This window comes from Granulicatella sp. WM01, assembly GCF_004570605.1.
Taxonomy (GTDB): Bacteria; Bacillota; Bacilli; order Lactobacillales; family Aerococcaceae; genus WM01.
Genome location: NZ_SPPB01000055.1, coordinates 1 through 12379, shown reverse-complemented (window position 1 = coordinate 12379; position 12379 = coordinate 1). Strand labels below are relative to the sequence as shown.

Here is a 12379-nt window from a genome sequence, read left to right as displayed (position 1 = left end):
AAATGGAAGAATTGTATGATTTGTTAGATAAATTTGAACAAGGTGTACAATTCCCACAAGATAAGGAAAGTGTAAAGAGAGCCAGAGATATATACAACCGCTTATCAGAATTGGATCGAGAAGACTTGAGCCAAAGTTCAACAGATGTGCTTTTAGAGGCAGAACGTCAACTAGCAGAATACGAAAGTGCAACTGCAGACAAACCGAAAGAAGAAGTAAAACCAATCGTACCAGAAGCACCGGAGCAACCAAAAGAGGAAGTCAAACCAGCTACTCCAGAAGTGCCGGAACAGCCGAAAGAAGATGCAAAACCAGCCTCACCAGAGGTGCCAGAACAACCGAAAGAAGATGCAAAACCAGTCACTCCAGAGGCGCAAGAACAGCCAGAAGAGGAAGTCAAACCAGCTACTCCAGAAGTACCGGAACAGCCGAAAGAAGATGTTAAGCCAACAGAAGAGGCAACACGAGAAGAAATGGAAGAGTTGTATGACTTGCTAGATAAATTTGAACAAGGTGTGCAATTCCCACAAGATAAGGAAAGTGTAAAGAGAGCCAGAGATATATACAATCGCTTATCAGAATTGGATCGAGAAGACTTGAGCCAAAGTTCAACAGATGTGCTTTTAGAGGCAGAACGTCAATTAGCAGAGTATGACAGTGCAACTGCAGACAAGCCGAAGGAAGAAGTAAAACCAATTGTACCAGAAGAGTCAGAGCAACCAAAAGAGGATACAAAACCAGTCACTCCAGAGGTGCCGGAACAACCAAAAGAGGAAGTCAAGCCAACAGAAGAGGCAACACGAGAAGAAATGGAAGAATTGTATGATTTGTTAGATAAATTTGAACAAGGTGTACAATTCCCACAAGATAAGGAAAGTGTAAAGAGAGCCAGAGATATATACAACCGCTTATCAGAATTGGATCGAGAAGACTTGAGCCAAAGTTCAACAGATGTGCTTTTAGAGGCAGAACGTCAATTAGCAGAGTATGACAGTGCAATTGCAGATAAGCCGAAAGAAGATGTAAAACCAATCGTACCAGAAGAGTCAGAGCAACCAAAAGAGGACACAAAACCAGTCATTCCAGAAGTGCCAGAGCAACCGAAAGAGGACACAAAACCAGCCTTACCAGAGGTGCCAGAACAACCGAAAGAGGATACAAAACCAGTCACTCCAGAGGTGCAAGAACAGTCAGAAGAGGAAGTCAGACCAAAGACTCCAACTGCCCCTCGAAAAGATGATAATGCTGGTAAACACGCTGAAGAAGGGAAACCTGAGGACAACGATGAACATACAGGACGATTAGAAGAAGAATTGGCAAAACCATCTATGAACTATGATTATATCGTTATTCAAGGGAATCATGCAGAAGTATTCAAAAATAATGAATTAGAAATGAAAGCGAATATTCCGTTCAATAAGTTTGTAGGGATACAAATCGACGGAATTTCAATTCCTACTCATTTATATAGTGCAACATCAGGAAGCACACTGGTTCGCCTATCTTCTGAATTGATAAGTACGTTAACAATAGGAAAACATACATTGACATTTATTGCTAGTGATGGAAAAACAACAGGGCATTTTGTTGTTAAAGAGGTGAAAAAATCCCCTCAGCAATTGCCTTATACAGGAAGTGCTATACATGATTTGACATTTGTTGTAGTTATGTTAAGTGCTATTATCTTGTTTAATATCCGTTCACGATTTAATGAGAAATAATCATTAAAAAGAACTGGAAATAAGATGTATTGAATGGTGCAAAACTTTGTAGGGTAAATCATAATGATATGAATATCCTTAAATAAATATATTATAAAAGAGATAAAGTTATATTTTTCAATAACTTTATCTCTTTTTTATAGAATAAGATGTACAAATAAAAATGAGTGAATAAGGTTAGCTCACAATAGAACAGTGGACAATTTAGGGGAAATATCTTTTAGTTTTATGAACAGAAAATACAGGTCTAGAAATGTATAAAAAGATAGTATTTATGGTTGCAAAAGGAATGATATAGGAATAAAATAGATATGTTTTAGTAATAACGGTAATAGATAAAGAGGTTTAATATGAATATTACAATAGTGGGTGCAGGTAAAATTGGACAAGTGCTATGTGAAGAGTTGTCTGAAAGACATGATATTTCAATTGTAGATTTAAACGATGAAGTGATTGAACATACTATGAATAAATTCGATGTGATAGGGCTGGTCGGTAACGGAGTGAATGTAAATGTACAAAGACAAGCTGGCGTTGAAGAGTCAGATATTTTTATTGCGGTTACAAACTCTGATGAAATGAATATTATTATGTGTACTCTAGCAAAGACAGCCGGAGCTAAACATACGATTGCTCGTGTTAGAAATCCAGAATATTTTGAACATGTTGGATTTATTAAAGAAGCACTAGGGATTACAAGAATTATAAATCCTGATTTATCGGCAGCAAGAGATATTGTACGAACTATTCGTTATGCTTCTGCTTTAAGTGTACAAACTTTAGTTGGTAATCGAGTAGCGCTAGTTGAATTAGAAGTGCAACGATTTTCAGTATTGGACGGCATGAGTTTAAGTGACTTTAGACAAAAATATGGAACGGTGATTGTCTGCATTATTGAGCGAGACGGCAAGACGTTTATTCCTTCTGGTTCAGACAATTTAATGGCAGAGGATAAAATTTTTGTGTCGGGTTTACCTAAAGATATGTCGGTCTTTCAGCAAAAAATAGGAAAAAAAGAAAAAAGTATTCGTTCAGCATTTATTATTGGTGGAGGACGTATTGCACATTATTTATTAGAAGCCCTAAGCCATAATAAGATAGACGTTAAAATTATTGAACGGAATATTGAACGGTGTGAGCAATTAAGTTCAGATTATCCCTTTGCTCGAGTCATTCATGCAGATGGGACAGACACAGATGTCCTAGATGAACAAGAATTAAATAAGTATGATGCGTTTGTGTCTTTAACAGGCGTTGATGAGGAAAACTTGATTGCATCTATTTATGCAGATAAACAAGGTGTACGTAAGGTTATTACGAAAGTAAGCCGTACAAATATTTTAAAAGTTCTTGATGATAAAAGGTTGAAAAAAATTGTTGCTCCTAAAAATTTAGTTGCTAATGAAATTGCACGTTTTGTACGGGCTAGAGAAAATGCAGAAGGCTCAAATGTTGAGGCTTTGTATCGTGTGGCAAATAATAAAGTTGAGGTATTGCAATTTATTGTAAAACAGCAATGTCATATTGTTAATCAGCCTTTAGCAAGTTTGACTTTAAAATCTGACTTATTAATTGCTTATATTTTGAGAAATGGGCAAATGCTATTTCCAAATGGGCAAGACAGTATTCAAGTCAACGATAAAGTCATCGTCATGACGACTCAAAAAGGTTTTACAGATTTAGAAGATATTTTAGAGGTATAGGTGAATAAATGAATAGAAAAATCATTATGTATGTCCTTGGAAAACTATTAATGATTGAAGCAGTATTGTTAATGGCACCCTTGATTGTTTCACTTATTTATCAAGAAGATTGGCAGCATATTCGTGCCTACTTGTATGTTAGTGTTGCTTTATTAGGGATTGGCTATTTGATGAGTTTCAAACGAGATAAACACGTGATTATTAGAGCTAGAGATGGTGCAGTTATTGTTGCACTAAGTTGGATTTTATTTTCGTTTTTTGGAGGATTGCCCTTTGTTCTTTCAGGAGATATTCCATCTCTAGTTGATGCTTTTTTTGAAACGGCTAGTGGGCTAACAACAACTGGATCTAGTATTTTATCAACACTTGCACCTTTGTCTAAATCCAATTTGTTTTGGCGTAGTTTTACACATTTAATCGGTGGAATGGGTGTATTAGTATTTGCTTTAGCCGTTTTGCCTGATTCTAAGTCTGGTGAGGTGCATTTAATGCGTTCGGAAGTTCCAGGACCAGTTTTTGGAAAATTAGCAGCAAAATTGAAAGATACATCACGCATTTTATATGGTATGTATCTTATTATGACCGTTGTGTTTATTGGTATATTATGTATCGGTGGTGTGCCTTTATTCGATGCTATGCTCCTTTCGTTTGGAACAGCAGGGACAGGCGGATTTTCAATCAATGATGCAGGATTAGCCATTTATACGAACCCCGTATTTGTTGAATATGCTATTGCATGTGGTATGCTTGTTTTTGGGATTAATTTTAATGTGTACTTTCTAATATTAGTAGGCTACTTTAAAGAGGCAATTAAAGATGAAGAGTTACACAGTTATTTAGCCATTATTTTTGGTGCTGTATCCATTATTATTGTAACCTTGATGCCGACTTGGGCACGCTTGGAAGAAACCTTTAGACACGTATTTTTCACAGTTAGTTCAATCATTACAACAACCGGTTATGCAACTGTTGATTTTGGTGCATGGGGATTGTCAGCACAATTAGTCATTTTGTGTTTGATGTTTATTGGTGGGTGTGCTGGCTCGACAGCAGGTGGTATTAAAGTGTCTCGTGTTTTACTCTATGTCAAAGAATCTATTTCAGAAATATTTCGATTGGGACATCCTAATCGGATTGTTACTACAAAATTCAATGGAAATGCAGTATCTAAAAAAGATTTACGTAAAGTAGGCAATTATTTGCAAATTTATATTCTTCTATTTGTCCTTATTTTAGGGTGTGTTACAATAGAAGCACCAGACTTTTTGAGCGCATTTTCCAGTGTTGTTGCAACGTTTAATAATATAGGACCAGGTTTAGGTGTAGTTGGTCCAACAAGTAATTTTTCCTTTTATTCAGATATTAATAAAATCATTTTATCTTTAGGAATGATTGCTGGACGACTAGAAATTTTTCCAATGCTTATTTTATGTGCCCCGTCTACATTGAAAGGCTTGTTAAAAATGAAAAAATAAACAGAAAAAGACAAGGCACATACTAGGTATTTCCTTAACTGATATGTTTAAACCTACGAGAAATCAACGTTTATAGACGAAGATTTCCTGTAGGTTTTGTTGTTTGAAGACTTTGGGGACAATAATAAGGGACTGGGGAAAAAGTCTTAAAAATAAAAAAACAGCTTATAATGACGCCATCAGAAACGTTGATTCTAAGCTGTTTTCAATTTTTTAAATGTTAATTGAAAGGTTAAAAATTTTAGTTTTTCCCAGTCCCTATTTTTATCTCATTAAGGGGTAAAATTTGTTTTGATTAACACATCTTAAAAAAATTTTGATAGTTGAGAAACACTAACTCCCCCAGAATAAATCAATAATATATGTTAATCCATAAGTGTAAGCAACTAAAGTAAATGGTTTACATAAAATAATGATTGTCATATAACGTTTATAAGTCATTTTCGTTAATCCCGCTAACATGCATAAAAAGTCTGCAGGAGAGATTGGGAAAATCATCATGAAAATGAAAAATCTATCAAAACGTTTCCCTTCGTCTAGCCATCCGATATATTTATCGTATGTTTTTTTACTTACCATAGATTGAACAAATCCTGGTCCGTACGTACGTGCCAAGTAAAAAATAATATAGCATCCTATGACAATTCCAATATAATTATAAAGTGTTCCAATAATATGTCCGTAAATATAAACACCTGCTACAGAAGTTAGTGCACCAGGAATAATTGGTACTACGGTTTGTAAAATTTGCAAAAAAATAAAAAGAGGAGGTCCCCAAATACCTGCCTGTAAAATAAAAGCAGATAGTGATTCTTTTGAATTTAAAATCCCTTGAAAATATGCCCAAATACAAAAAATAATCGTTGCCACTCCACCTATAATGGAGGAAATATTAACAATTTTTTGCAAGAGAGGAGATACTTTTGTTTGTTTATGCTCTGTCATAAAAAACTCCTTTTACTAGTTGAGTTAATGTATAATTCAAAAATACATGTTCATTTTAACATAGATAATAAGATAAGAGCAACACCAAGTAGACAACGTTTTTAAAGTCTTTTTTTGAATAATTTTATTCACTCATTAGGTAAATAAACTAAAGGAAAGACGTGCTAAAATAGTTTATATGCGACAGAATGCTTTTAAAGGTGTAAAATAGTAGCACGTGTATTGTGAAAAATGAAAAATATGAGATAGGAAGTGAATATGTGAAAATATGGATTGACCAACGTGATGAAAAGGTTGTGGCAAAAAGTGGAATTGGAAAAGCTATGGAGCATCAAATCCGTGCTTTAGAACACAAAGAAGGGGTTCAACTTGTGAATGGGAAAAAAGAAGAGTATGATATTGTTCATTTCAATATGTTTTTTCCGCATAGTGTACTATCCGCTATGATTGCAAAATGGAAAAAGAAAAAAGTTGTGTTTCACGCTCATTCAACGATGGAAGATTTTAAAGACTCGTTTATTGGTTCGAATTTAATTGCCTATTTATTTAAATGGTGGATTGTTTTTGCATACACACGTGGAGATGTTATCATTACACCCACAGATTATTCAAAAAAACTATTGCAATCTTATGGCATAAAAAAGAGAATAGAAGTTGTGTCAAATGGGATTGATGTGGCATATTTTGAAAATAAACACCCTATAAAAAGACAAAAAAACATTATGTCTGTAGGACATTTTATTGAGAGAAAAGGATTACTGGATTTTATTGAATTGGCTAAACAAATGCCAGAATATGAGTTTTATTGGTACGGTCATACAGCTGAAGCATTGCAAACACCACGCATTAAAGAAGCATTACAAACAAACTTACCAAATTTACATTTTCCAGGATACTTATCAAAAGATGAATTAAAAGAAAAATATCATGATATGGGATTATTCCTATTTATGACGCATGAAGAGACTGAAGGTATTGTATTATTGGAGGCATTTGCGGCTGAAATTCCTGTGTTGGTTCGTGATATTGATATTTATAAAACCATGTTCATTGAAAACGAAGTTGTATATAAATTTACAGATAATCATGTATGTTGTCAAAAAGTCATTGATATTTTAGAAGAAAAAGTTCCTTCACTGACTAAAAGAGCTTACCAAGAGGCGTTAAAACGAGATATTGATAAAATTGGTGATCAGTTGATTGAAGTATATCAAAGTATTTAAACACCTAAAAATAGCAGCTGGTTACTTTGTTAAAAAAATGATATAATGAACAAAAATATAAAAATATTGAGGATTATATGAAAGCAGTTTGTGTGAGTAATTTTAATTACTACGATAGACGAATTAAATATATGCAGGCATATTTGGAAAGTAAAGACTATGAGGTACATTACATTACAGGTGATTATGATACAATGAACCGACAAATGTACACACTCACTTTACCACGTGTGATACAATTGCCGTTAATTCAATACAAAAAAAATATTTCATTTGAGCGTATTTATTCGCATTATCACTTTGCTAAAGCTATGTATGAGCAACTATTGAAGTTGAAACCAGATGTTATCTACGCCATGGTTCCTCCAAATTTTGTATCATATTTTATTCGTAAATATAAGAAAAAATATCCTAAAACAATTATTTTATTTGACGTTTTTGACATGTGGCCTGAAACCTATCCACTACCAACTAAACCATTATTGCGTTTGCCATTCAAACTTTGGCAACATTTACGTACAAAAAGTTTGAATTACGCTGATGCTGTGTTAAGTGAATGCCAAATGTTCGAGCATCATTTAAAATCATTACAATCACATCAGAGAATACATACGCTTTACCCTTGTCAACTGTCTTCTCATCATCACATTGATTATACAGAGAAAGATAACAAATGGAGCGTTTGTTATCTTGGTTCAATAAATAATATCATTGATATTGAGCATATTTATCGTTTATTAGGTGAAATGGCTAAGATAAAACCTGTTCATTTGCATATTATTGGCAATGGTGAAAAAATAGAAGAATTTATTCAAAAAATGCAAACCATTTGTGTAGCAGTCCGTCATCATGGAAATGTGTATTGTGATGAGGAAAAACAGCATATTTTTAACCAATGTGCTTTTGGCATCAATGTGTTAAAATCAAGTGTATTTATTGGGTTAACACTTAAAACAATTGATTATTTAAAAGGGGGACTTCCTCTATTAAATACTGTACAAGGGGATACAAAACACATGGTTGAAACGCATCAGATTGGGATAAACGTATGCCAACTTGATACACTAGCTAATACATTATCTTCTTTAACACCTGAAAACATTATGACCATGAAAAAACAAAGTCGATATGTATTTGAACAGTATTTTTCAGAAGATAATTATATGAAACAATTAGACATGTTATTGACACAAATGGGGGTTCAATTATGAAACAAGTAGCCATTTTACTAGCAACATATCGACCAAATCGTCTGTTTTTAGAACAACAATTGGATAGTATTAATCAGCAAGACTATTCTAAGTGCCATTTATATGTTAAAGATGATAGCCAATCAGAAGAGTGGTTTAATGTGATTTCTCGTATTGTTGAAGAACGAATTACTGCATTCCCTTTTACACTATCAGCTAACGAGCAAAATGTGGGAAGCAACCGAACATTTGAAAAATTAACACACGAGGCACATGAGGATTATTTTGTTTACTGCGATCAAGATGATGTGTGGGAGTCAAATAAGATAACTCGTCTAGTTCAGCAACTTGAAAAAGAGAAAGCATGTTTATGTTATTCAGATTTAAGTGTTATCAACGAAAAAAATGAATTGATTTGTTCTAGTTTTACAAAATATAATAAACGTGTTAAACATCTCTATGGACAACAAGTTTTTGAGCATTTTATACGGAGAAATAGTGTAACGGGATGTACTATGCTTATCAAAAAAGAGAGCGCAAAATCAGCTTTGCCATTTCACGAGCAATATGTGCATGACCATTGGTTAGCTTTAGTGTCTTCAACACAAGGAAACATAGCTTATGTTAAGGAACCTTTGGTGCGTTATCGTATTCATGGGAATAATCAAATCGGAAAAGCAATTTTAACAACAGTTCAAACGATTGATGATTATGTGCCGAATAAATTATTAATTGAAAAAGAAAAGTTTTTGAGTTTGCCTGAAAGGCTTGATTTAGACAGACAGTTCTTAAAAGCAGTTGAAGAAGAATTAAGGTTTGTTAATTTAAGAATAATTGCGTTTGAAACGAGAAGCTGTTCATCTCTTTATGCCTTATGGGCAGTGCGTTCTAAAGACAGAATGCTAGTATATCTAGAAATTTTGTTAAACCTATTGCCTAAAAAATGGAGTAATGCTCTATTAAAACGAATGAAGAAGTGAGGAATGTACAATGAAAGGAATTATTTTAGCCGGTGGGAGTGGAACCAGACTATATCCATTAACAAGAGCAGTATCTAAACAATTAATGCCTATTTATGATAAACCGATGATTTATTATCCATTATCCATTTTAATGTTAGCAGGAATTAGAGAAATTTTAATTATTTCAACGCCTACTGACACCCCTAGATTTGAACAATTATTTGGAGATGGGCATGAATTAGGTATTCATATTGAATATAAAGTGCAACCAAGTCCAGACGGATTAGCTCAAGCCTTTATTTTAGGTGAAGAATTTATTGGAGATGATTCTGTCGCTTTAATTTTAGGAGATAACATTTATTATGGAGATGGACTATCTAAAATGGTGCAACGTGCAGCTGCAAAAGAAAAAGGAGCCACTGTATTTGGGTATCATGTAACTGACCCAGAACGATTTGGTGTTGTTGAATTTGATGATAATTTTAAAGCTATATCCATTGAAGAAAAACCAGAAAAACCAAAAAGCAATTATGCCGTAACAGGATTGTATTTTTATGACAATCGTGTCGTTGAGATTGCTAAAAATATTAAACCATCGCCACGTGGAGAGTTAGAAATTACAGATGTGAATAAAGCGTATTTGGAAAGTGGTGAATTATCTGTTGAAATGATGGGACGTGGCTTTGCGTGGCTAGATACAGGGACTCATGAGTCGCTTTTAGAGGCGTCTACATTTATTGAAACAGTAGAAAAAAGACAAAACTTAAAAGTAGCATGCTTAGAAGAAATTGCATACCGTATGGGATATATTACAAAAGAGCAAGTTTTAGCATTAGCCCAACCATTAAAGAAAAATGAGTACGGGCAATATCTACTACGTTTGATAGGAGAAGCCTAATGGGAAAAATAAAAAAGATTGAAACAACATTAAAAGATGCATATATTATTGAGCCAACAGTATTTGGTGATCACCGAGGATTTTTTACAGAAAGCTATGCTAAAGCAGACTTTCAAGATATTGGATTGACGTATGATTTTATACAAGATAACCACAGCTTTTCAGCTCAAGCAGGAGTAGTGCGAGGATTACATTTTCAAATCGGACAAAAAGCTCAAACAAAGTTAGTACGTGTTGCAACAGGTGCTTTATTAGATGTGATTGTCGATTTAAGAAAAGGTTCGCCAACTTATGGAAAATGGGAAGCCTTTATTTTGTCTGAGTCAAATCATCGTCAATTACTAGTGCCTAAAGGTTTTGCACATGGATTTATGACCTTAACAGACAATGTACATTTTCTATATAAATGTGATGGATACTATGCACCTGAAGCGGATAGTGGCATTACATTTAAAGACGACACATTGCAAATTAATTGGCCTTTAGATATTACAAAAGCTGTTACATCAGAAAAAGATGCAAATCAACAGAGTTTTTTAGAATATGATAAACGTAAAGATGCCTTTATTTATGGTGAAATTTAATTGAAATAAGGAGAAAACTATGACTGAGTTAAAACGAATTATTGTAACAGGTGGTGCAGGATTTATTGGATCTAATTTTGTTCATTATGTTGTTAATCATCACCCAAATATTCACGTAACAGTATTAGATAAATTAACCTATGCTGGAAATAAAGAAAATTTAAAAGGACTACCGGAAGATAGGGTAAAATTGGTTGTTGGAGATATTACAGATGCTAAATTAGTTGATGAATTGGTTCAACAAACAGATGCACTTGTGCATTACGCAGCTGAATCTCACAATGATAATTCATTAAAAGATCCTTTCCCATTCGTGCAAACTAACTTGATTGGGACATATACTTTAATTGAGGCTTGCCGTAAACATAACGTGCGTTATCATCATGTATCTACTGATGAAGTGTATGGTGATTTACCACTACGTGAAGATTTACCAGGACATGGAGAAGGGGTTGGCGAAAAATTCACTGCAGAAACACCGTACAATCCATCAAGTCCGTATTCTTCAACAAAAGCAGGATCAGATTTACTTGTGAAAGCATGGGTGCGATCATTTGGATTGCAAGCAACAATTTCAAATTGTTCTAACAACTATGGACCATATCAACATATTGAAAAATTCATTCCACGTCAAATTACTAATATTTTATGTGGTATTAAACCAAAATTATATGGTGAAGGAAAAAATGTACGTGACTGGATTCATACAAACGATCATTCCTCAGCCGTATGGACAATTTTAACAAAAGGGAAAATTGGAGAAACTTATTTGATTGGTGCTGATGGAGAAGAAGATAATAAAACAGTAGTTGAGTTAATTTTAGAATTGATGGATCAACCAAAGGACTCTTATGAACATGTTAAAGATCGTGCTGGACATGATTTACGTTATGCCATTGATTCAAGAAAATTAAGAGAAGAATTAGGGTGGACACCACAATTTACAGATTTTCGCTCAGGCTTAGCCGACACGATTAAATGGTACACTGAAAACCAAGAATGGTGGCAAGCAGAAAAAAATAGTGTTGAACAAAACTACGCTAGTCAAGGGCAATAAAAGATAAATAAGAAGTTCTTGAGATTATTTCTAATTTTATGATTCAATGAACATCATCAATTCGCTTTGATGGGAGCTCAAATTTAACGATTAAGTTAATGGATATTGGCATCATATCATTAGGAATGACCTATATAATTAATCTATCTTAATTGACAATTGTTTAGACTAGAAAAGATATATCAAACATTTAATTCATGGTCCACAATAAGAAATTTAATGCTACAAGAGAAAATATCCAAGGGTAAAAATTTATATCTGTCAATCGAAAATGAAAATGTCCCAAAATGTGGGCCACTATAAGTGCAATGATTTTCAAAAAAATCATTGCACTTATAGGGCAAAATAATGTATGCTATTAAAGTATCAAGCAAGCTTGTTGTCTTGATACTCTTCAAGAGTTTTTCCAATACTCTTGAGATAGCGTTTGAAAGATGCCAGTTTCCACGGGTGTGATTGTGGTGGAACGTATTGGCGTCTTTCTCTTTTTATATTCTCACCCAAATCAAACACCGCTGAATGCTCTTCATGTGTTAACAAACAACGTGTGGCATAAATGTTGTCAGCGATATTCAAGAAAATATCCCCATTAAATGCTTCAATAACCAACGCTTTTGTGTG

9 protein-coding genes and 2 pseudogenes are annotated in these 12379 nt (G+C 33.9%); 9 read left to right on the top strand and 2 right to left on the bottom strand.

What is annotated here, in order from left to right; all coding sequences use genetic code 11:
- The 3 genes and pseudogenes from E4T68_RS09330 to E4T68_RS07200 form a co-directional block, all read left to right on the top strand.
- A pseudogene (locus E4T68_RS09330) lies at positions 1 to 1721 on the top strand (hypothetical protein); the annotation flags it as partial.
- Between the two features lie 350 nt (positions 1722 to 2071).
- On the top strand, positions 2072 to 3424 hold the full coding sequence (gene trkA, locus E4T68_RS07205; RefSeq protein ID WP_135125546.1) for a Trk system potassium transporter TrkA: 1353 nt from the start codon (positions 2072 to 2074) through the stop codon (positions 3422 to 3424).
- Positions 3425 to 3432: 8 nt separating this feature from the next.
- Positions 3433 to 4899 carry a TrkH family potassium uptake protein gene (locus E4T68_RS07200; RefSeq protein ID WP_135125544.1) on the top strand — a complete coding sequence of 489 codons (1467 nt, stop codon included), beginning with the start codon at positions 3433 to 3435 and terminating at the stop codon, positions 4897 to 4899.
- A 333-nt stretch (positions 4900 to 5232) separates the two neighbouring features.
- Here E4T68_RS07200 and E4T68_RS07195 read toward each other — a convergent pair whose 3' ends face one another.
- Complete coding sequence (locus tag E4T68_RS07195) at positions 5233 to 5844, bottom strand: TVP38/TMEM64 family protein (RefSeq protein ID WP_135125542.1); 612 nt, start codon at positions 5842 to 5844, stop codon at positions 5233 to 5235.
- Positions 5845 to 6104: 260 nt separating this feature from the next.
- Between E4T68_RS07195 and E4T68_RS07190 the strand changes: the two genes are divergently transcribed.
- The 6 genes from E4T68_RS07190 (at position 6105) to rfbB (ending at position 11758) form a co-directional block, all read left to right on the top strand.
- Positions 6105 to 7067 carry a glycosyltransferase family 4 protein gene (locus tag E4T68_RS07190; RefSeq protein WP_209305062.1) on the top strand — a complete coding sequence of 321 codons (963 nt, stop codon included), beginning with the start codon at positions 6105 to 6107 and terminating at the stop codon, positions 7065 to 7067.
- Between the two features lie 77 nt (positions 7068 to 7144).
- Positions 7145 to 8278: a glycosyltransferase gene (locus E4T68_RS07185; RefSeq protein ID WP_135125540.1), complete on the top strand. Its 1134-nt coding sequence runs from the start codon at positions 7145 to 7147 to the stop codon at positions 8276 to 8278.
- A complete protein-coding gene (locus E4T68_RS07180; protein WP_135125539.1) occupies positions 8275 to 9237 on the top strand; it encodes a glycosyltransferase family 2 protein in 963 nt (320 codons plus the stop codon). Before E4T68_RS07185 ends, E4T68_RS07180 begins: the two co-directional genes overlap by 4 nt.
- Before the next feature lie 10 nt (positions 9238 to 9247).
- A complete protein-coding gene (gene rfbA / locus E4T68_RS07175) occupies positions 9248 to 10117 on the top strand; it encodes a glucose-1-phosphate thymidylyltransferase RfbA (protein ID WP_135125538.1) in 870 nt (289 codons plus the stop codon).
- 8 nt (positions 10118 to 10125) lie between these two features.
- Positions 10126 to 10701: a dTDP-4-dehydrorhamnose 3,5-epimerase gene (rfbC, locus tag E4T68_RS07170; protein ID WP_194185102.1), complete on the top strand. Its 576-nt coding sequence runs from the start codon at positions 10126 to 10128 to the stop codon at positions 10699 to 10701.
- Positions 10702 to 10720: 19 nt separating this feature from the next.
- On the top strand, positions 10721 to 11758 hold the full coding sequence (gene rfbB / locus E4T68_RS07165) for a dTDP-glucose 4,6-dehydratase (RefSeq protein ID WP_135125534.1): 1038 nt from the start codon (positions 10721 to 10723) through the stop codon (positions 11756 to 11758).
- 366 nt (positions 11759 to 12124) lie between these two features.
- On the opposite strand, the pseudogene E4T68_RS07160 reads toward rfbB, so the two are convergent.
- Positions 12125 to 12379, bottom strand: a pseudogene (locus tag E4T68_RS07160) (ISNCY family transposase); the annotation flags it as partial.